Consider the following 21,766-nt stretch of genomic DNA (forward strand, 5'->3'; position numbering starts at 1 on the left):
AGTGAGGTCGGGATCTTTTGTCCCAACCTCTTTTACGGACTATCAAACTAACATTTCCTATTAGATTATTGACTAGATTTTCCCTTTTCCAAAAGCTTGACCATCTCATTTTTACGTTCTTCAAGCTCGGCAATTTGCTGAAGCAAAAGCTCTGAAAAATCACATTCAAGCTCTTCAGTTTCGCCACTATTAAACCAATCTAGAGCTACTATATGATTGTCCTTATCAAAGCAGAAAATCACATCTCCATCCCCGACGATAGACAGAAATGGGATATAATCCACAAAGCCCAGAGCGTGTAATTCCTTTGTTTGAAGACGAATGTCTAAGAAGTCTGGGATCCCATTTGCAATTCCAAAAACCTTAATACCTCGGCAGAAGGTCCAAAAAGGGGCTACATCGTAAGCCTTGGCTCTTGGCCATAGCTCTTCCCTGACTTCCATAAAGAGACCTCCCAGAGATGACATGGTGAATTCCCTGAAATCTTCTGGCAGACGAATGCCGTATTGATTTTCAAAATCCTGAACATCTTCTTCCGATGGTTCATTGCCCATGCAGGCGACAACCTGATATGTTTCCTTATCATAGTGACGAAAATAATCATAAACTTCATTGAGTGCCATCATCCAACTCCTTATCCTACATAGATATACTCAATAACCACATCACATAGTTGATGATCCTTGTCATAGCCAAAGTAAACAGGATAATTTCCATCTCCAAAACCAGATTGTATCATTGGAATAGTCAGGTCTGTATGTGGTATTTTAAAGTTAATCCAATCACCGCCTTCTCGTTGACATAGGGGATGTTCTATGGCATTTTGAGCAAAAATTTCCTCAAAGAAATCATCATAGATGTTTTTTTCAGGATTTTCTTGATACCATTTTTCTTCAAAATCACAGTAGGCATTTTTTGTCTCAACATCCACAATAGTTGCCAAGCCTGCATCGACTGAAAATCCAAAATAAGAATCTTCTTCAACAGAATCCAGGTTTTCAGTACCAGTTAAAGCTTCATAGTAAACAACTGGAAGTTTATCTGTAAATTGAACTCTTGTTGCAACATACCTATAATGATCTTCTTCGATTTTAACTACCAAGGTTTTGAGAGGAAATGTTCCTTTTGGAACGGTCTCTAAATAGGGTTTTTCATTCCTACGGAGCCAGACCAAGGGATCCCTAACTAAAATTTCTCCACTTGGGAAGGTCACTTCCCCCATATCTAAGACAAAGACTTCCTTGCCGTCTATTTCTTTCATCTCAAAACACTTTGCGTAATTGACAGACGAGGTCAAAATATGTTTGATTTCTTGGTATTTTTGCAACCATTCTTCAGAAACTTGAAGTTTTTCCATCGGTCTTTCCTTTCTGGTTTAAAACAAGCATGTGTTGGAGTTAAAAACCGGTTTAAATCGAATCTAAATAAACTACAAATCCATCTGGTAAGATGACTTGATGTCCATCTTCAAGCTGGCAATGACTCGCTAAATCAACAGAGTCTCTTTCTAAAACAAAATTCTCAGGAGACTGGTTAAAGATAGCCTGAACTTCTTTCCCTTCGTAGTTCCACGTTAATGCTAGAACATCTGGCTTCACTTCTTGCAAGCTATAGGAACCATGCTGGATCATGCTTGTCACTTCCTTACGGACCTGAATCAATTGCTTCATGAAATTCAGCATATCATTGTCCTCAGAGGCACGGTCCCAAGGCATGACGCGACGGCAGTCAGGGTCTGGTCCACCTTTTAGTGCCAGCTCTGTCCCGTAATAGATACAAGGGGTACCTTTTTGAAGATAGAGGAAGGTTAAAGCAGACTTGACATGTTGGATATTTCCATTGGCAGTCGTGAGGATTCGCTCTGTATCGTGAGAATCTAAAAGGTTAAACATGACCTCTGAGATTTGTTGCTTATAGTACATAGACTGGCTATTGATTTCTGAAATAAACTGCTCTGTCTTTTTATGCTGACGCAAAAAATAATCCTTGATACTTTCAGAGAGCGGGTAATTCATGACAGCATGGAACTCGTCCCCTTGTAGCCAAGACTGAGACGTATGCCAGATTTCACCTAAAATATACAAATCAGGCTTTTTAGCGAGAACTGCCTTTCTAAAATCTTTCCAGAACTGATGGTCAATTTCATTGGCAACGTCCAAACGCCAAGCATCGATATCAAAATTTTCAATCCAGTAGGTCGCAACACTTAAAAGAAATTTTTTAACTTCAGGATTTGCCGTATTTAACTTAGGCATATAGCTAGCAAAGGCAAAAGTATGATAAGGGAGTTGTCTTGGATTCTGAAGTTTATCCTCAGTAACTGGGAATTCTTGGATATGGAACCAATCTTTATAAACTGAGTTTTCTCCATTTTTTAGAACATCCTGCCATTGGACTGACTGGTTGCCAATATGATTAAATACTGCATCTAGCATAATCTTGATACCACGTTTGTGGGCTTCCTCGACTAGATTACGAAAGACTTCCTTGTCTCCAAAGTGACGGTCAATCTCAAAATAATCCGTCGTATCGTACTTGTGATTGGTCGTAGCTTCAAAAATCGGACAGAGATAGAGCCCAGTGATTCCTAGATCTTTGAGATAGTCCAGATGGTCGATAATCCCTTGCAAGTCTCCACCAAAAAAGTCATCCCTGTTAGGCGCAACAGCAGCATTCCACGCTCGAGCTCCATCAGGAGTCAAATTAGGATTTCCATTAGCGAAGCGTTCAGGAAAAATCTGGTACCAAACGGTATTTGAAACCCAGCTAGGAACTTGGCAACCATCGATTTCGTGAATGTAAGGAAGTTTAAAGCCATTTCCTTCAGCATCCAAGTTTTCTTGAGTATGTTCGACACAACCCTTATCACCATAGTAGACACCCTGGCCTTCTGTATCAAGAAGTTCAAAGAGATACTGAATCCGTGCAAAATCAACAGAAACCGTAACCTGCCAATAATCAAATAAGGCATCTGAAGTTACTTTGGTCATTTCTTTCTTAGATTCATACTTATCCTCAATGAAAATAAAGGGATCTCCATAGTGCAAGATGACCTGCTGAATGTCATTTTTCTTGGTTCTGATTCGGATATGTAGCTGATCTTCTTTATACAGATAAGCATACTCTGATTCTGGTCTATGATAAATGGCTGTTAATTCCATGTCTTGTCTCCTAAATAATCACTATCAAAAACGCAAACGTTTTCATAATTGCTAGTTCTAGTATACTATTTTAACTGTTTATTTGCAATTTTTATACCAGTTTTACGATAGATATATAGATGGACAAGGGTAAAATTGAGTAGACTATTTTTGAGCTTTAAAAAGAGAGTTTCCATGAACCGGAAAACTCTCCATCATTACGAATCAGATGATTAGAATAAATGCTATCTGATATCTTTAATCTTCTAAAATGAAAATTTCTTCAACATGTAGTTGTAGCAACCTTGCAATTTTCATTGCTAGTTCAAGTGTAGGATTGTACTTGTCATTCTCGATAGCAATAATGGTTTGTCGACTAACGCCTAATATTTTTGCCATATCTTCCTGACGTAGTCCTTCAGACTTTCTTAGCTGTTTGATATTATTTTTCATACAGCATTAGTCTTTCTGAAAACAATAAATGCCAATTGCCAAAACTACGATAAGGATAACAACCATCAAAATTACTCCTTGAACAAGTTTATTAGGTTCTTTAAAATCTTCATCACCATCAACCATTTTCTGTTTTATGGCAATTTGTGTAAATCCTTGAACAGAAATAGATAAACATAAAATCAGACATGGTAACATTTCAAGTTCAATGCCTTTTGTAATAGATTGATAAATATTAAATACTGTCCATCCACATAAGCCAAATAGAGCCGTTTTATAACCCCATTCCTCAGAACGTAGCTGAATCGCTCTGTCCATTTCATCCATTTTTCTCATAGTCCTGTTCCTCCAATCTGTCAAAACAATGTCAAGAGCTCTTTACATTTTTTATTATACTCTAAATCGATGAAATGTCAAGATGTTTTAACATTTTTAATTTTTTTATTTTCTTCATCTATTCTAAGAATATTCCTAACTCCAATTTACAGCCTAGTCAATCTGACAAAGAGCAAGTTCTTTTAATCCTCTGTCGTAAAGGAAGGTTAAACAAAAGTTGTTTGTCATATTTTGAAGCTTGTGTTTACTCATTCCTCTAGGCAAGGCTATAGCGCACCATTCTCTCGTTGCCAGAGAAAATAGCTTTTGCCTGCCCTTCCAATCATCATTCTTAAATAGGGGGCTCAGGATCAGATAAGGCGAATCCGTAAAAATTCCATTGACACCAGCTTTTTTGCCTAAAGCCTTTAAATGTTCAGATTCTAATAACTTTTCGATAATACGACCATCACTAGAGATTTTAACAAGAGCATAATAGTCCATGCCCCATTTATTGACAGAGGTTTGACTTTCTCCAGAGCTAAAGGCATAGAGCTCTTGCTTCCAAGATTTCATACTATCGATTTTAGGACAAACACTTGAGTTCGTGTCGTGGTGATTTAAACCTTTTTTATCAATATGCGAATAAGTGGTCCACTTCGCCTGCTTTTTCTCTCGATCAAATTCTAAAAGGGCAAAGTTTCTTGCTTGATTTGTATAAACTTGATCTTCAAAACACACGGGTATCTGGTCGCTATCTGATACGATTTGAAAATATCTCTCTTGTGCCTTTTTAGGAAGTATACTTTGCGGATTCTTTATGGCAATGATTTCTGGATTAGAAAAATCACCAGTATAATAGACTATTTCCTTGCCAGCCTTGATGATGCCAATATTTTGTCCATCTGTAAAGAGTAGAGGCTCTTCCTCCCAAACATGGTCACAATCCCAAGCATCTATCTCCTTCACACCCAAAGGTGATACTTCAAGCAGACAGTAGAGATTGGAAGCTTCCTTCTCACTGGTTAAGACAAAGGCTCTACCACCCTGTAACATGACTGAGCTTAGGACAATACTGTAGTCCTTGTCTAGTTCCCATTTATTCAATAGACTTAACTTTAACTTCCCCATTTTCTCTCTCCTAATCCATCACCACTCGTTGATGGCATATAGAATAGCTAATCGAATATTTCTTAGCAATTGATCTGAAAGTTCATCGTATACTTGACCCAGTCCCTTATCTTGTGCCAGCCATCCAGGTTCATCATTCCAGGAGCCCATTCCTCCAAAAACATCCGCTGCACTTGCAGTTCTAAATATGCTTAGATGTTGCGGTGGAATTTGAGGTTCTGCCAGTCCTTTACCAGATTCTGGGGCTAGCAAAAAGTTTCTAGCAGAGTGAAAGACTTTGGCAAAGTTGTCACATTCAATTTTCCTTGCTAGATTTTCTATACGAGTCAATATGTCTTTAAATTCTTCGATATTATTTTCATAGTGGGGAAGGTCTTGAGAAGACCTTTCCCATTCATACTCGGTGTAGGTAACATCCCAGCCCCTACCTGCGGAAGCAGCCTCCCAATTTGGTAGGAAATAACTTGCCTTCCCATCTTTATAAAAACAGAGAATTGAACTCTGTGTCGTATTGGAGAAACCTAAAATACCTCTGTCTTCAACTGAAATAGGACAAAATAATTTTAAGTCCTTCAAACCTTTTTCCTTGAGGTTTTCAAACCAGTCAGATACAGATAGTTCTATAACTTCCCCTTTTTCTGACGGCAAAATTTGAAAGCTCAACTTATTTGTATATTTTTCAGGCTTATAGCAGATTTCTTTACCACTTTTTAAAGCCTTCCTAGCTGCTGCCACGATACAGGCTATTTGGTACATTTGTCCGTTCATACTATCTCATCCATTATCCCTTCAATCAGATTTGTAAGGCTTTTAGCCGCATAAATCACCTGGTCAGGATCATGGATGTAGCAAATAACCTGCCCTTTCTGCCCCTCCTGGTCTGGATCAAAATCCAGCATAAGATAACAAGAGTCACAATACTGAGCAAAAGGAAGCCATTTTTTATTAAAAAGATAAGGCTTAATTCTACTATCATGCATGTTTTCTAGGTCTTGACTAGAAAAATAGTCGGGAAATTCGGTTAACAGAGCATCTCTATTTTGAAAGTACTTTTTACAAGTCTCAATTTCCTGCAGACTCATGAGAGAAAAAGTCAAATCTCTCTGGTCAATTACACAAGGTAAAATAGAGAGGTATTTACTCCCATTTTTGTAGCTATAAAGCTCTTTGAAGTCACTAGGTAGACGAATGCTAAATATTTCCTCAAAGGCTTGAAGCTCTTCCTCAGAAGCACCAGAAACTCTATGATAATCTTCCAGATATCCTTCCTCTACAGGATCATCCAAATCCCAGTCTTCAAAATACTCACAAATATAAGTTTCTATTTTTTTAACTTGGTCAATTAGTTGCATCATTTCACCATGATTTCTTTATTTTATCTGTCTTCCAATGCTTTTTACCGCTTATAACTTGTCTTTTCTAGGAGCAGGGGTTCAGGATTTTGCTTAATCCAAGCAATAGCTAGCTGACACAGGCGGTCTAGGCGAGGCTCGTCATCAAAATCTTTCCCATGAACTTGAGCAATAAGCTCTTTAGTCTCTGCTAATTCTTGTTCTGTAAGAGAGATTCCTAGAGACAAGTATTGAGGGAGAGCCTGAAGCATTTTTCTATAGTCCCTGTCCCAGTTGACCCCACCATTGCGATCCAGTTCATCTCGAACTCGACCTGGTATACGGATAACTTCTCCCTGAACAGTTTTGGCTGCTCCACTTGAAGGAATCAAGAAAGACCATAGTTCCTCATACCGTTCCTCCCAGCTACCTTCTTTTACGAAAATCGGAGAAACTCCATCGTGGGTTATTCGTTTGGCTACCGGCTTGACATCAAAGAGCTCATAGAGCTTCGCTAAGCCTTTATCTGCTCCCTCGATGTAGTCTGGGTGGATACTTTCTCGATGAAATTCAAAATCCTTACCGATTTGTTCAACTTTTTCCTTCATCTGAGACGTTTTCTTAGCACCAGCATCCAGCAGCATAGAGGCAATTTCAGCTGTTTGGGCAATATAGATTCCCCGACAAACCATCAAGACTGAAGCTAGTGGGGTTCTTCCCATATCATTTTTAGCATTGACAACTGCTCCTTTATCAATCAAAAGTTTGACAGTCTTAGGATGGAAAAACTCAGCTGCTACATGTAGGGGGGTCTCACCATAGGTATTAGGTTTTCCAATATCTGCCCCCAATTCAAGCAAGAGTTTTACTGTATCTCTCCCCAAGATTGCTTGACGATACAAAGGAGTCGCTCCATAATAATCAGGGATATTGATATCCAAGCCCTGTTCGACAAGCCAGATAACCAATTCATCCGAGACTCCTCCCATATGCAGAGGTGTACATAAGCTAAATCTTCCATCATGAGCGGTTAATTCACAACGATCATAGACTGCTTTAAGGGCTTCAATATTTCCTTCGTCCATTAAATCCTTAAATTCTTTTGGTAATGTAACTCTTTTCTTTGCCATTTTTAGTTCCTTTCTTCTGATTCAGCATCTAGAGCAAGCCATTGAAGATTGTCAACCGTTTTCAAAGTACGGACTTGTCCATCATAATCATTTTTCAACTCAAGACCGTTTTGCTCAATAGATATATGATTATACCAGTGGTCTAGGCTGGCGTATTCCCCCGTATGAATGTTGATGAGCATACTGGTTATCGGATTCCAAGTTCCTTTCTTAACAGTTTCAGCTAAAAGGTAGTAAGCGTCTAAGAATATGAGATTTCTCCCATAGATCCAAAAGGGCAGATCAAGCCCCAACAAAGGTAGCTTGGCAGAAAAAATCTCATCACCGTGTGGTGGTACGGTTTCATAATGAAATTCTATCTCGCTGCCATAATAGGCAATCAGGGCTCCCTGACATCCGATATTTTGAGGAATTCCCTCCTCAGCTACTATAAATTCCATGACCTGCACCTTCTATTTTCAATCATAAAATCCGACCAGACTCTGCCAGAATATCAAACTGGACGCATGACCTATTCTAGTCATCAAGTGGATGAAGTCACTTTCACAACTCTTCCAAACTGCAGATTGAGCCGTTCCCATGGCTCTAATAAATGCTAGAAAATCTGGTGCCAGCCATATTTTTTCATCATAGTTCATCTCTGCATCAAGAGCATAGACCGCCCCAGATTGGCAATCCAGCAAAATAGTGTAGGGATCTCCATTTGCAATGATGATCAAGCCTCTTTCTTGTAGAGTCGAGTAATCGTGGTATTCCAGATTGCGATTGATTAGCCAAGTAAGACTAGTGTCGTCCCCATATCCAAACTGGTAACTTAAAAAACCGACCTGCCCCCAGTTATAGGCCAAAATATATTTCCTAAAAATCGGATCCAAATCTTGTATTTGCAGTTGTTTTTTCAAACGATCCAGTTCAGACACAGGCAGTTCCGTTTGGTTCAGGACAATCCCTTCTCTTATCTCAGGGTCAAGCCCTTGTATTGCTTCCTCAATAATGGAAATGATTTGGTCAATTGTCAATAATTCCATTGTCAACCTCCGACTATAAATAGTCCATTTTCTAGAGCAAATTAGCTAGTTTAGGTCTTCTTTTTTCTGATGAACTTTCTTATCTCTATTATACCTCAAAGCTATCTAACAGGGATAGACTACCAGTATTTTCAGGGATTTTTTTGGTCAACAACTTATCCTAATTAAAGCAAAAGCCATTCCTCAAGGGAACAGCTTTCTCACTTATAATTAAAGGTTTCTCCAGCCAACTTATCTGCTAGCTTGGGAAAGAGGCTATAAAATTTATGAGCTAGATTGAGCAAGATTGGGAGATTGAGCTCGCGTTTGTTTTTACCTATGGTCTTAACAATCTTTTGCGCGACAGCATCTGGTTCCAATAGAAAACGATCAACCGACTTGAGATAGGTCCCATCTGGGTCTGCTTGGTCAAAAAATCCTGTACGGATAGGTCCTGGATTAACAGTCGTCACATAGACACCATAGGGCATGAGTTCAAGGCGCAAAGCATTTGAAAAACCAATGGCCGCAAACTTGGTCGCAGAGTATAGACTAGACTTAGCAGTCGCTATCAATCCTGCCATACTGACGATATTGATGATATAACCTTTTCGCATTTCCTTCATGCGAGAAGCAACCAAACGAGATAGATTCATGAGAGCAAAGGTGTTAACCTCAAACATTTGATGAATATCTTGATTAGAAATCTTGTCAAAATCTTCAAAAATCCCATATCCAGCGTTGTTAATCAAGACATCAATCTTACCATAACGCTGATAGAGTTCAGCTACCAATCCTTCTAAGGCTTGAACGTCGGTAATATCAATTTCAATCAATTCTGCCTGAGGATGATTTCCGTATAGCTGAACTAGTTTTTCCTTATTTCTACCTAGCAAAATGAGTTGGTCATTTTGCAAGAGTTTGACCATTTCTTGAGCTAGACCCCCGCTAGCACCTGTAATCAGAATAGTAGACATACTTTTCCTTTCTCGAGATTCTAGATTTCCACTTCTTCCAGATCTTTTACAACATGGACATTTTCAAAGATACTAGAGGCATCCTTTTTAAGCTGGCTGATATCTTTCGAAAGGAAACGAGCGCTGATATGGTTGAGTAAGAGTCGTTTGGCTCCTGCTTCTACTGCAACCTGCGCTGCCTGCATGTTAGTAGAGTGACCATGATTACGAGCAATTTTCTCATCACCCTTACCATAAGTTGACTCATGGACAAGAACATCCGCATTGACAGCCAGACGCACACTGGCATCCGTTTTTCGAGTATCACCCAAGATAGTGATAATCTTACCTGGACGTGGAGCTGAGATGTAGTCTGCTGCCTTGATCTCGGTGCCGTCTTCTAGGACTACATCCTGCCCGTTTTTGATTTTTCCAAAAAGCGGTCCAAATGGCACACCAGCAGCCTTTAGTTTTTCAGCGTCCAAGGTCCCTTCTAGATCCTTTTGCATGACACGATAACCCACACAGAAAATAGTGTGATCCAACTCTTCCGCATACACCGTGAATTTATCTGTTTCAAGAATTTTCCCTAGAGAATCTTGGTCAAACTCATGGAAATGAATCTTATAGGGCAGGCGTGAACCTGACACACGTAGACTGGTCAAGACAAAAGATTTGATACCTTGGGGACCATAGATTTCCAAATCTGTTTGCTCTTCATTGGCTTGAAAGGCACGACTAGAAAGAAAACCTGGCAAGCCAAAAATATGGTCTCCGTGCAAGTGGGTGATAAAGATTTTGCTGACCTTTCGTGGTCGAATCGTAGTTTCCAGAATGCGATTTTGCGTTCCTTCGCCACAGTCAAAGAGCCAAACTTCGTTAATCTCGTCCAAGAGTTTCAGGGCGAGACTTGAAACATTGCGGGCTTTAGAGGGCTGACCAGCCCCCGTTCCTAAAAATTGAATATCCATTCGATACTTTCTAATTAATCAATATATAACATAGCAGTGCGATTTTCCGAGCGATAATAAAGCTTGCCAGAAAAAGCTCTAGCTTCTTGTTGTAAATCCTCTTGGCTGTAGCCTTTGAGTCGCTTTCTTCCATCTGCCAAGCTTTCCAAATCTGTCAAAGCTGTGAGATTTTCCACGCTAACAACTTCCTCTTCTCCGATTGCCTTCATATAAATTTTTCCAGACTCCTCAAAAACTAGCTGATGGGGAAAAATTTGCGCAATCTCAAAGAGTAATTCATCCGTAATTGCTTCCTCATATTCAGAGAAAATGCGACCAAGTCCTTCTTTCTCGTAGCAAAATCCAAAGGATTTACCAGATAGATTGAGGCGAATAAAGGGCTTGCTTTCCAAAGAGAAACTTGGCTCAGCATTATAGAGGTTTAATTCTTTACTGACTTCCGCAAAATAATCGGTCGCAGCCTCGGGGCTCTTTTTCTGGTAGAGCTCTGCAAAGTAGGCATTAACCACACTAGGTGGAGGAGTGATAAGGGCTAGCTGTTCCTCTTCGGACCTACCAGCTAAAAGCTGGTCCAGATAGACCTTGTCTAGACTTGTATAGCCACCATACTTAAGAGCTAATGATTTGATATCAGTCATAAAATTCTTCTAATCTCCATTTATTTTTCTCAGAAATGAAGCCTGTGATGACTTCGCCGTCATCTTGGTAGTCACGTTCTTCTAAGATAGCAACACTCTCCAAATCATGAATCTTGTAAGACTTAGAAAAAGGCACGCGCAGAGTGAATGCTTCAAAAATTTCCTTAATCTTATCCAGCAATAAAGCCTGCAACTGTTCGCGACTATCCTTAGATTTAGCAGAAATCAGAGCATAAGGCGTTTGAGTAGGTGTGAAATCCTCCACCAAATCCACTTTATTATAAAGGGTCAAGCGAGGAATATCCTCCATGTCCAAATCTTTCATGATGGAAAGAACTGTTTTTTCATGTTCCTCATGGTAAGGATTGCTGGCATCGATAACATGAACTAGAAGGTCTACATGCTTGCTTTCTTCCAAGGTCGACTTGAAACTGGATACCAGCTCTGTCGGCAAATCTTGAATAAATCCAACGGTATCTGTCAAGGTTACCTGTAGATTGCCACCAAGATGAATGCTTTTAGTTGTTGCATCTAGAGTTGCAAAAAGCTCATCTGCCTCATACTGGGTCTTGCTAGTCAAGGTGTTCATGATAGTTGACTTACCAGCATTGGTATAGCCAATCAAGCCAATCTTAAAAGTACTTGACTCCAAACGTTTTTCTCGAACTGTCGCCCGATTTTTCTCAACCACCTTGAGTTGACGCTCGATATCTGTAATCTGATTGCGAACACTACGACGGTTCAGCTCCAGCTGACTCTCACCTGGACCACGGGAACCAATTCCCCCTGCCTGACGGCTGAGCATAATCCCCTGACCAACCAAACGAGGCAAGAGATACTTGAGTTGTGCAAGATGAACTTGTAGCTTACCTTCATGGCTTCGAGCTCTCATAGCAAAGATATCTAAAATCAACTGCATACGGTCAATGACCTTGACACCTAAGACTTCCTCGAGGTTAACATTTTGCCGTGGTGTCAGACGGTTATTGACAATGACTGTTGTGATTTCTTCTGCGTCCACCATTTGAGCAATTTCTTCCAACTTACCAGTTCCGACAAAGGTCTTGGAGTCGTATTTTTCACGTTTTTGTCTGTAACTATCGACTACGACTGCACCAGCCGTCTTAGCCAGACTAGCCAGCTCTTCCATGGAGAGATCAAAATTATCCATGCCCTGGAGTTCAACACCAATGAGCAGGACTCGCTCCTCTTTTTTCTCCGTTTCAATCATTTAAAAACTCCTCAATCTGGTTTAAAATACGGTCTGTCACACCAGATTCTCCTATCTGATAAAAGGTCACCTGCATGCGATTGCGGAACCAGGTTAGCTGACGCTTAGCAAAACGACGGGTCGCCTGTTTGAGACTGTCACTAGCCTCCTCCAGGCTCTGCTCCCCTCGAAAATAAGGAAAGAGTTCCTTATAGCCAATCCCTTTAGCAGCCTGCACATCTGGATAATGGTCAAACAACCACTTAGCTTCATCCAATAGTCCAGCTTCAAACATCAAATCCACACGGTGGTTAATCCGTTCATAAAGCTGACTACGCTCATCATCCAAGCAAATAATCAGAGGTTCATACAAGGTCTCTTGATTTTCCAAGTCTTGACCAAAATGGACAATTTCCAAGGCACGCATGGCACGACGACGATTAAACTGGGGAATTTCAAGTCCTATTTGCTCTACAAGATGGGCTAACTCCTCATCTGAAAAAGGATCTAGACTAGCACGATAAGCTAAAATCTCCTCATGAGGTGTCTCCCCACCTAAATGATATCCTTCTAGCAGACTCTGGATATAAAGTCCTGTCCCACCTGCAATAATAGCGAGCTTACCTCGACTTTGAATATCCTCAATGGCTGCCTTAGCTTCTGAAACAAAATCAAAAGCCGAGTAAGACTCGGTTACTTCTCTCACATCAATCAAGTGATGAGGAACACTTGCCTGCTCCTCTGGACTAGCCTTGGCTGTCCCAATATCTAGTCCTCGATAGACTTGTTGGCTATCTCCACTAACTACTTCACCATTAAAATGCTTAGCAACTTCAATGGCTAGAGCTGTTTTTCCAACTGCAGTCGGTCCAACAATCACAATTATTTTTGTTTTCATCTTTTTTCCTTGAAAAATTCCCATTTTTTCGTTACTATTATTATATCACAAAAAGGTCAGTCAGAAAAATGCGACCTCTTGAGGTAGCTGGCTGATTTATAAGTTAAAGGAGGAATACTCATGGCTAAAGGATTCGCTAAAGGTCTTGTAACAGGTATTGCAGGAACTGTCGCTGCAGTTGCAGGTGCAGTATACGCAGTTAAAAAGAAAGTGATCGAACCAGAAGAACAAAAAGCAGCTTTCATCGAAGAAAACCGTAAGAAAGCAGCGCGTCGTCGCGTATCACACTAAGCAACAAAAGAAGTTGAGATTTTTTCTCAACTTCTTTTTATATTATTAAATAGCCAAGTCAAACTTCAATTGCGGTTTTACGGGATCATAGTCAACTAACTCAAAGTCCTCCGCTTTGATGTCAAAGAAATTGGTCTTGTCTGGTACATTTAAGACCAAACGGGGTTGGCAATTTGAAGGTTCACGACGGAGCAATTCCTGAGCTTGTTCAAATTGATTGTCATAGATGTGAAGATTGTTGATAAAGTAGAAGAATTTCCCAACTTTCCAACCAAAGTGTTTAGCAATCATCATTTGAAGAGCTACATACTGCATGGCATTGATATGATGAGCCACCAGCATATCATTAGAACGCTGGGTCAAAGTCGCATCCAGATAGATGTCCCCATCAACTCGACGAACATCAAACATAGTCTGAAAGGCACAAGGGAGAAGTCCATCTGTCTCCTCAAAAGCCTGATAATCCCAAAGTGAAATGATATTACGACGGTTCCAAGGATTGGCTTCTAACTGTTTGAGAATCTTGTTAATGATGTCATGCTTCTTAACAACAGCCCCATAACGTTCCCCAATAGTCCCTGTATCTCCAACTTCCCAGTCATTCCAGTAGTGAACATTGTACTTTTCATTGAGAACTTCCAAACTATTGGTCTGATCTTGGTAGATCCAAAGCACTTCTTTAATGGCTGATTTAATAGCGATAGGACGCAAAGTTGTGATGGGAAATTCACCCTTAGACAAATCATACTCTGCAAAGGCCCCTGTGATGTACTTGGAGTTAGCAACAGTCCCATCCTTGTACTTGGGACGAGCTTGCTCAGAAAACACACCCTCATTCAAGATTCGCTCAATATTTTCTTTAAAAATCGTATCTGCTTTTGTCATTTACTCTCACCTCAATTATTGTCTTAACTAGTATAGCATAAAAAAGAAAGGAGGAAAATCACTCGCTTACAGAAAGCAATTTTCTCCTTTTTATGTTTATTTATTGCAATACAAGTGATGCTGCTCCGATAACTCCAGCGTCATTTCCTAGAGTTGCAAGAGCTAATTTAGTTGTTGTGCGTACTTGTGGGAAGGTATTTTCATCATAAACCTTTTGCACGCCTTGGAGAAGGAATTCTCCGGCAGCAGATACACCACCACCGATAACGATTGTTGATGGATTAAGGATTGAACTGATGTTGGCACATGCAATACCCAAGTAACGTGAGAAGTTACGGTAAACGATCAAGGCAAGATCGTCCCCTTCTTTTGCCAAATCAAAGACAGTTTTAGCTGTTACTTCTTCTCCGTCATCAATCAAGCGTTTCAACTCTGCATCGCCTTCGTATTCATCTGCGTAACGACGAGTCAAGTTGACGATACCTGTCGCTGAAGCTACTGTCTCAAGACAGCCTTTCTTACCGCAAGTACATGCGATTGGTTGGTCAAAGTCAACAGTGATATGGCCAAGCTCACCAGCAGCACCTGCAACACCGTGAAGCAATTTACCTTCTGCCACGATACCGCCACCAACACCTGTACCAAGTGTCATAAATACAACGTCTGGTTGATTTTCACCAGCACCCATCCAACGCTCACCAAGAGCTGCCACGTTGGCGTCATTGTCGATAAAGAATGGAATCCCCAAGGCTTTTTCCATTTTTTCTTTGATTGGTTGAAGAGTTTTCCAGTTCAAGTTGTAGGCACCGATAACAGTCCCTTTTTCACGGTCAACCACACCAGGTGACCCCATACCAATTCCACGGAAATCTTCAGCAGACAATCCAAGCAAGCCCAATCGGTGTTGAATAGTTTCAATCATATCGTCTACGATATGGCTTCCTTCATCCAAAATGTTTGTCTTAATAGACCATTTTTCTTGGATTTCTCCTTCTTGCGTTAAAATAGCGAACTTGATAGAAGTTCCACCAAGGTCAATCCCAATAATCTTTTGACTCATCTTTTTCTCCTTTATGATATTATCACTTTCATTATTATTTTATCAAACTTGTTTCAGCAATTCAAGAAAACTTCTGGTTAATTCTGCAAACTCTTTTGGTTTTTCCCTATTCAGTACATGAGGGCCGTCAGAGATAATCTCAAACTGAGAATCTGGCATCAGTTCTTGAATACTTTTCATTGAACTAAGATTTGGCTTATCCTGACTACCACAAATTAACAAGCTTGGATAGGGACAATTCTGTGCACTCTCTCTTAAATCAAGTGTTTTTAATTCCTCAGAAACTCCAACCATAAGAGCTTTATCTGCTCCCTGTTTCTCAAATATCCTTTTGGGAAGCAATTTAAATATCAGCAACTGAATGTAAAAGAGGATATTGCCCGCCAGTTTCAATGGACAGCCTGACAAAACCAAGGCCTGAAGATTTGGTATATCATAACTTGAAAGCTCCAATGCAAGTGCAGCCCCTAAGGACAAACCGATTAGGACAAACGGTTCCGTTTCCACTGTTAAGCGCCGATAAATGCGCTCCTTGGCTTCTTTATAAGTCCCAACTCCGGAAGGAAATAAGTCTAGGGCTTCAGAAGGATAATCTGCCAGCAAATCCTGAACTTCTTTCCAACTCTCCGCTGACTGACCTAGGCCATGTAAAAATATTAATTTCATTTAGTTCTCCTTCAAGGATAACTCATACAAGCCCCTAACTGCATTACAGCCATAAATGACTTCTGCTTGCTTCAAATCTTCTATGGTTAAGACCTTCTCTTCCAGCTGCCCGATTTCAAGTAAATGCTGGCGATAAATCCCTGGTAAAATACCAAGAATGCTAGGTGGGGTATAGAGCTTGCTATTCATTTTTAAAACCAGATTCCCAATAGAGGTTTCAAGCAATTTTCCATCAACAGTGTAATAGATGATTTCCTGTTCTCCCACTGTCAAATGCGGTCGGTGTGTCGTCTTAAAGTAGGTAAAGGCCTGCTGCAAATCAGCTTCTTGCAGATAAAGTTTAGCTTGACAGAAGCTAGAACTAAGTGGTGTCAATACTTGTCGATCGATTTCAATCTCTCCAGACTTGCTGAGACTGATTCGCAAACGGTAGTCTTGATGGAAGTCACAAGACTGGTACTCCTTCTCTATTTTTTGTCTCAAAACTTCTTGGTCAAATGGAAAGGCAAAATAACGACTAGCCTTTTGTAGTCTTTCTAGATGTTGATTTTCAAAGAGCAAGGTTTTCTGGCTGATTTTCCCTGTCGTTATCAGTTGAAAACGAGGCTGTTTTCGGTAAAGAACAGCAGCCTTTTGTTGGATTTCACGGTATTCTGACTCCCAAGTACTATCCCAAGTGATGCCTCCACCGACTCCATAGATGGCTTGCCCTCCATGCAGTTGAATGGTTCGAATAGCCACATTGAAAATCCTTCGTCCATTGGGAAGTAGGAGGCCAACAGTTCCACAGTATACTCCACGCGCATGTGGTTCCAAGTTCTTGATAATTTCCATGGTCGCTATCTTGGGAGCTCCTGTGATGGAGCCACATGGAAAGAGCGAACGGAAGATTTCAACTAGGTCAACATCTGGTCGTAACTGACTCTTGATAGTCGAAGTCATCTGCCAAACTGTAGAATACTGCTCAACTTGGCATAAACGCTCCACATGCTCACTACCAACCTCAGAAATACGATTCATGTCATTTCGCAAGAGGTCCACTATCATCATGTTTTCTGAACGATTTTTGGGATCCTGTTCCAACCAAGCCGCCTCTTTCAAGTCGTCATCGTTATTCAAACCACGTTTAGTTGTGCCCTTCATAGGACGAGTGGTCAACTCACGACCATTTTGCTCAAAAAAGAGTTCTGGACTCATGGAAATCACTGCCATATCATCATGCTCTACGTAAGCATTATATCCCGCTTCCTGCTCCACCACCATGCGATTGTAGATGGCAAAAGGATTGGCAGACAACTCCTGCTTGAGTTGAACCGTATAGTTGACCTGATAAGTATCGCCCTGTCGCAAATGATGGTGAATCTGGGCAATAGCTTTTTCATAGTCCTCTGCAGATGTTACTTCCTGCCAGTTTGATGGCAAATCCACCTCCTCATAAATCAGAGGAATAGGGGATGCTTCCACCCTATCGTGAACGGTAAAATAAAGCAAATACTCGCCCAGTAGAGGAACCTCGTGAACCGCCAACTTCTCCTCAAAAGCTGGCGCAGCCTCATAGCTGACATAACCCACCACATAATAGCCCTGCTCTTGGTAGCTTTCTACTTGTGCTAGCAAGTCTGTTACTTCTGCTAATCTTCTTGTTTTTAACTCTTTAATCGGCTGGGTAAAGGTGTATCTCTCGCCCAAAGCCCTAAAGTCAATCACTGTTTTTCTATGCATATCCTAAGTATACCATAAAAGCCAGACCCCAAACAGGAGATCTGGCAATTTTATTCTTTGAGAATGCTAAAGTAGATTTCACTTCCTTAGGAAATCTGAACACACTCTCTTTTATCTATCCTTTGGGAAAGAGTTCGGATGAAAAGGCATCTGTGACCTGCAATAGTTTCTGGAAGACTTTTTTCTTCAGAGCTACTGTATAGTTGGCAACTGAACCACCATACTTAAAGTTTCGGTAATCCGTTTCTACTGCTTGGTCAAACAAATCTTGCAATTTCTCATAAGAATCAATTTGCTGACCATCAATTTCAAAACTATGGATTCCTCGTTTTGCCTTGGCAATAATAGCGTCAAACCAGGCCTTCTTCCATTCTTCCAAGTTCTGGAACTCGCCCTTCGAAACCTTCTGGATGATGAAATCATCTCCAAGGGTGTCATGCCCCTCGCTTAGCGCCTCATCCTTGTACTTATTAGAAGCATAGCCTAGGAAACCATTTTCGTAGCCATAATAACCCCACATACGGAAGGCATTATGCTTGAAGGAGATGGCTCCAGGAGCTCCCTGACTGGTATTCCCACCATAGATAGCATCCACCATCTTGACATTGACATAAGCTGTCTTGAGTTCTTCTGGTCGGTAAGTTCCCTGATAATGCCTATTGGTGATGATGTTATGTTTGATTAAGTCATCCACAGAATTTAGCTGAGTCTTGGCTTCCTCATCCGTCAATGGACGGACATAGTCCCACTGGTTTGGAGCAAGGAGTTTATTATCCTGGTCCTGATATCGCATTTGCTTGGTCATCTTGCTGAACCAAGCCTTCTTCAAAGCAAGATCATTCTTAGCGAGAACACGTTCTCCTTCCAGATAGTCTAGAAGCATCAAGGCCTCATTATAACCTTTCATGTAGTGGTCAATCTGCTGGCGTGTTTGCAACTTGGTTGGATCTGGATTGTACCATTGATCCCCATCATTTGGTCGCATGTAAGCCATATTGATACCAAGGGCGCCGTACTCACCCTGATGACCTTCCTCAGCCGGTGACTGGAGCATACCCTGTGCATAGGCTTCTACATAGGTTCCTTCACGATGTTTGTAGCCACCCAGATAGACAATGCGATCGTTGACGTGAGTTGTCTCATGGGTGTAGACAGACAAGCCATACTCACTCATCATATCGATTTCTACAAAGTGAACAGCATCTCTGGCATTAATTTTAGGATAGATAGAGGCATAGGCTCCTAGCTTATTGTCTTTATAGTAGCGACCTGCTGGTCCAAATACCTCACGAATTGGCGCGTAGTCTTCCATACCACTAGTATGTCCATAACGCTCTACCCAGCCACGTCCATCAACGCGATAGCCTTCCCAAACTGGTGTAGCTACATTAAAGTCACTCTTAACCATACGGTCTTTAACTTCATCAGTAGCAAGTCGATACCAGAAGTCCAAGTAAGTCAACTGGCGGTCCGCAACTAGATCAATGTCAGCTTTCATCTGGTCTATGGTTTTGCCAGATTTATCAGCTGATCCGAAAGTAATGGTATTGTAGTTGGAAATCAGGAACATTTGAGCCTTCTTGACATTCAACAAAGGCAGAATCATATTTCGATGCAACCAGTTATTAAGATTGTCATAAGCCCGATGCTTCCGATTTGCAATTTCTTGATTCTTCGAAGCTCGCTCTGCTATGTACACATGGCCCTTGGTGGCATTCACAAACCAGTCATTCATATCCTTGTCAGTCGTTAATAACTGTCTGTTGTAGTCCAAGAAGGCATGTAAATCTTCAGATTTTGTATCCTTGGCTAGAACTCTAGCAAAAGTTTCATGAGTCTGGTCGCCTTTTAGGTTGTTCTCTCTTGAACCAAGTTCAATCAATCGATCCAAGATATCCACATTTTGCCCATAAAAATCTGGTTTAAAAAGCATGAGTTCTTTCAGATTGTAATCCGCGAATCGGATACCGTAATAACGATTGAGATAAGCAAGACCCAGCATGATAGCTGATTGATTGTCCTGAACTTTCTTCTTCAAGGCAGCAGTTCTAGTAGGCGAATCATTCCACTGGTAGTCTAGATTGGTAAGTAACTTATCAACCAGACTTCCTAGCTGCGCTTTGACCTCTGCAAAGCTTTCTTCTAGATACCAGTTCTTCACTGCCTCAACCTTCTTATCAAGGCTAGTGGTTTGATCATCTAGGATTCGATAAACTCCATCCGACTGTAAGTCCACCGTTTTCAGGATAGATGTTAGCTCCTTGGCTAGGGCTGAACGGTCCTTAACTAGCATATCTGGAGTATAAAGCAGATCCAAGTCGGCAATCTTATATTCCTTAACAGCAGTCAAGCCAGAATTCTGAGCACTAATCGCAAATACATCCTTGGTCTTGTCTGCATAATGAACCATGATATTGTCTGCCACTGAAAGATCCGTCACAAAGTCTTTCCCTTTCATGGCGATAACAGAGGCTACTTGCTTCTTGGCTAGATTATGATCAAGATCCAGTTTATTTCCTTGATTAACGATCCATTCTTTATTGTAGAAAGGTTGCAATTTTTCAAGGTTTCGATAGGCTTGATCATAGCGACTATCATAATCTTGGATATCCTGATAAGCGTATTCTTTTACGCCAGTAATAGCAGAAGATTCAGTTCTTGACTTAGCCAGATAGTAGCTGTAGCCTTCTTCAAAAGTTTTCTGAGCATCGCGTTGAATCAAGTCAGTTGCTTCAGCATTCACCTTATAATATTCTTTTCCATCAATTCTCTCAGTTTGAATAGACTTGATGGCTAAACGGCTGGTCTTATGGCTCTCTGAACTAATCTTGAGGTAGTAGTCTTCCAAGTTTCTTGGCACTTCTGTCAAGTGCTGAATCACAGACTCTTTGCCATTTTCAAACTTAACAAGGCTTGTTTCCTTGATATCTTTTATTTCTAGCTTTTTAAGTTCTAAACGAAGCTTCTTGTCCTCAAGCAGAGTGCTCTCCTCACCCTTACCACGATTGTAGACCATCCTTGTAGAAATAGTGTAGTCCGTGTAGAGTTTTAGATTATCAACTGTTGCTTCCAGTTGATCACTCGTCAAGTCCAGAGTCTGTTCCTCTAGCCCCTTGGCTTTAATAGTGGCACTGATTTTTGAAACGGTCACGCCATCTGCCTTGTCCAAGTTATAACTTAAGCGAGCTGAACGGCCCATCGAATTTCCAGTAATAGTATAAAGAGTTAGGACTGGTACAGGTTTTATCTCTACCTTTTTCTTACTACCACGGACGATAATCTGATCTTTAGCTTCTGTTATAATCCGTGTTGTTTCTTTCGGCTCTGAAATCCGTTTCCCATCTTTTTCCTCATAGCTGGTAACAATCTCTTTCTCACCATCTTGACCGACTTGCTCGATCCTTGTTTCACCGACAAGCATTTCTGGATCAATCTTTTCCCTAGTTTGTTTAGGAATCAACTCTTTTCGGACTTCAATATGTAAAGTCGGTTTTGCATCTAGAACTAGCGCTTCAGTGCCATTCACGCCACCACTATAGCTAGGTGTATCCTGTTTCAGAGTATCAACTGGAACTGCGCCTCCTTCATAATCTGGTAGGCTTTCAGCTACTGTACCTTGACCATTGACGCCTCCTTCAAATGTTGGTTTTGTTGGCTCGACTAAGGATTCGCCGGATACACCGCCTGTAAAGGCAGGTTTCTCGTGGACTTCTGGGATACCACTTTGACTACTCGAGTCCGGTGTATACTCTGGTAAGGATTCAACTACTGTACCTTGGCCATTGACGCCACCCTCAAATGTTGGTTTTGTTGGCTCAACAAGTGATTCACCATTAACTCCACCTTCAAATGTTGGCTTAGTTGACTCAACTAAGGATTCGCCTGATACACCGCCTGTAAAGTCTGGTTTGTCATGGACTTCTGGGATGCCACTTTGACTGCTAAATTCTGGTGTATACTCT

22 protein-coding genes are annotated in these 21,766 nt (G+C 40.9%); 1 reads left to right on the plus strand and 21 read right to left on the minus strand.

Annotation, left to right across the window (positions count from 1 at the left end):
* Positions 1-65: 65 nt before the first annotated feature.
* The 16 genes from HMPREF2987_RS02965 to miaA form a co-directional block, all read right to left on the minus strand.
* The gene (locus tag HMPREF2987_RS02965) at positions 66-623 is read right to left on the minus strand and encodes an SMI1/KNR4 family protein (RefSeq protein WP_075229269.1); all 558 of its coding nucleotides are present in this window, start codon (positions 621-623) and stop codon (positions 66-68) included.
* A gap of 11 nt (positions 624-634) precedes the next feature.
* Positions 635-1,357, minus strand: coding sequence for a DUF4241 domain-containing protein (locus tag HMPREF2987_RS02970; RefSeq protein ID WP_075229270.1), 723 nt, complete (start codon positions 1,355-1,357; stop codon positions 635-637).
* A gap of 52 nt (positions 1,358-1,409) precedes the next feature.
* Entirely contained in the window at positions 1,410-3,161 is a 1,752-nt protein-coding gene (locus tag HMPREF2987_RS02975; protein ID WP_075229271.1) for a glycoside hydrolase family 13 protein, read from the minus strand.
* A 237-nt stretch (positions 3,162-3,398) separates the two neighbouring features.
* On the minus strand, positions 3,399-3,593 hold the full coding sequence (locus HMPREF2987_RS02980) for a helix-turn-helix transcriptional regulator (RefSeq protein ID WP_033584559.1): 195 nt from the start codon (positions 3,591-3,593) through the stop codon (positions 3,399-3,401).
* A gap of 6 nt (positions 3,594-3,599) precedes the next feature.
* Positions 3,600-3,929, minus strand: a complete 330-nt coding sequence (locus tag HMPREF2987_RS02985; RefSeq protein ID WP_033584556.1) for a hypothetical protein — start codon at positions 3,927-3,929, stop codon at positions 3,600-3,602.
* Between the two features lie 153 nt (positions 3,930-4,082).
* Positions 4,083-5,039: a hypothetical protein gene (locus HMPREF2987_RS02990; RefSeq protein WP_075229272.1), complete on the minus strand. Its 957-nt coding sequence runs from the start codon at positions 5,037-5,039 to the stop codon at positions 4,083-4,085.
* Positions 5,040-5,057: 18 nt separating this feature from the next.
* Positions 5,058-5,807, minus strand: a complete 750-nt coding sequence (locus HMPREF2987_RS02995; RefSeq protein ID WP_075229273.1) for a hypothetical protein — start codon at positions 5,805-5,807, stop codon at positions 5,058-5,060.
* Positions 5,804-6,391, minus strand: a complete 588-nt coding sequence (locus HMPREF2987_RS03000; protein WP_075229274.1) for an SMI1/KNR4 family protein — start codon at positions 6,389-6,391, stop codon at positions 5,804-5,806. The genes HMPREF2987_RS02995 and HMPREF2987_RS03000 overlap by 4 nt, the downstream gene beginning before the upstream one ends.
* A gap of 44 nt (positions 6,392-6,435) precedes the next feature.
* Positions 6,436-7,500: an ankyrin repeat domain-containing protein gene (locus HMPREF2987_RS03005; protein WP_075229275.1), complete on the minus strand. Its 1,065-nt coding sequence runs from the start codon at positions 7,498-7,500 to the stop codon at positions 6,436-6,438.
* A gap of 2 nt (positions 7,501-7,502) precedes the next feature.
* Positions 7,503-7,940, minus strand: coding sequence for a hypothetical protein (locus HMPREF2987_RS03010; RefSeq protein ID WP_075229276.1), 438 nt, complete (start codon positions 7,938-7,940; stop codon positions 7,503-7,505).
* A gap of 18 nt (positions 7,941-7,958) precedes the next feature.
* A complete protein-coding gene (locus HMPREF2987_RS03015; RefSeq protein WP_075229277.1) occupies positions 7,959-8,528 on the minus strand; it encodes an SMI1/KNR4 family protein in 570 nt (189 codons plus the stop codon).
* 200 nt (positions 8,529-8,728) lie between these two features.
* Positions 8,729-9,484, minus strand: a complete 756-nt coding sequence (locus HMPREF2987_RS03020; RefSeq protein WP_075229278.1) for an SDR family NAD(P)-dependent oxidoreductase — start codon at positions 9,482-9,484, stop codon at positions 8,729-8,731.
* 20 nt (positions 9,485-9,504) lie between these two features.
* Positions 9,505-10,434 carry a ribonuclease Z gene (rnz, locus tag HMPREF2987_RS03025; protein ID WP_075229279.1) on the minus strand — a complete coding sequence of 310 codons (930 nt, stop codon included), beginning with the start codon at positions 10,432-10,434 and terminating at the stop codon, positions 9,505-9,507.
* A 14-nt stretch (positions 10,435-10,448) separates the two neighbouring features.
* A complete protein-coding gene (locus HMPREF2987_RS03030) occupies positions 10,449-11,072 on the minus strand; it encodes a cystathionine beta-lyase (RefSeq protein ID WP_075229280.1) in 624 nt (207 codons plus the stop codon).
* Complete coding sequence (gene hflX / locus HMPREF2987_RS03035; protein ID WP_075229281.1) at positions 11,065-12,303, minus strand: GTPase HflX; 1,239 nt, start codon at positions 12,301-12,303, stop codon at positions 11,065-11,067. Before hflX ends, HMPREF2987_RS03030 begins: the two co-directional genes overlap by 8 nt.
* Positions 12,296-13,180, minus strand: coding sequence for a tRNA (adenosine(37)-N6)-dimethylallyltransferase MiaA (miaA, locus tag HMPREF2987_RS03040; protein ID WP_075229282.1), 885 nt, complete (start codon positions 13,178-13,180; stop codon positions 12,296-12,298). The genes hflX and miaA overlap by 8 nt, the downstream gene beginning before the upstream one ends.
* A 120-nt stretch (positions 13,181-13,300) precedes the next feature.
* On the opposite strand from miaA, the gene HMPREF2987_RS03045 reads away from it, so the two are divergent.
* The gene (locus tag HMPREF2987_RS03045; RefSeq protein WP_001051776.1) at positions 13,301-13,471 is read left to right on the plus strand and encodes a DUF3042 family protein; all 171 of its coding nucleotides are present in this window, start codon (positions 13,301-13,303) and stop codon (positions 13,469-13,471) included.
* A 45-nt stretch (positions 13,472-13,516) separates the two neighbouring features.
* Here HMPREF2987_RS03045 and HMPREF2987_RS03050 read toward each other — a convergent pair whose 3' ends face one another.
* From HMPREF2987_RS03050 to HMPREF2987_RS03070, 5 genes are all read right to left on the minus strand, one after another.
* On the minus strand, positions 13,517-14,356 hold the full coding sequence (locus tag HMPREF2987_RS03050) for a thymidylate synthase (protein WP_075229283.1): 840 nt from the start codon (positions 14,354-14,356) through the stop codon (positions 13,517-13,519).
* Positions 14,357-14,456: 100 nt separating this feature from the next.
* Entirely contained in the window at positions 14,457-15,416 is a 960-nt protein-coding gene (locus HMPREF2987_RS03055; RefSeq protein WP_075229284.1) for an ROK family glucokinase, read from the minus strand.
* A 42-nt stretch (positions 15,417-15,458) separates the two neighbouring features.
* Positions 15,459-16,082 carry an alpha/beta fold hydrolase gene (locus HMPREF2987_RS03060; RefSeq protein ID WP_075229285.1) on the minus strand — a complete coding sequence of 208 codons (624 nt, stop codon included), beginning with the start codon at positions 16,080-16,082 and terminating at the stop codon, positions 15,459-15,461.
* Positions 16,083-17,804 carry an aminodeoxychorismate synthase component I gene (gene pabB / locus HMPREF2987_RS03065; RefSeq protein ID WP_075229286.1) on the minus strand — a complete coding sequence of 574 codons (1,722 nt, stop codon included), beginning with the start codon at positions 17,802-17,804 and terminating at the stop codon, positions 16,083-16,085.
* Between the two features lie 115 nt (positions 17,805-17,919).
* A partial coding sequence (locus HMPREF2987_RS03070; RefSeq protein ID WP_257375063.1) for a ZmpA/ZmpB/ZmpC family metallo-endopeptidase occupies positions 17,920-21,766 on the minus strand: 3,847 nt, incomplete at its 5' end.

The sequence above is a fragment of the Streptococcus sp. HMSC067H01 genome, assembly GCF_001814775.1.
Classification (GTDB): domain Bacteria; phylum Bacillota; class Bacilli; order Lactobacillales; family Streptococcaceae; genus Streptococcus.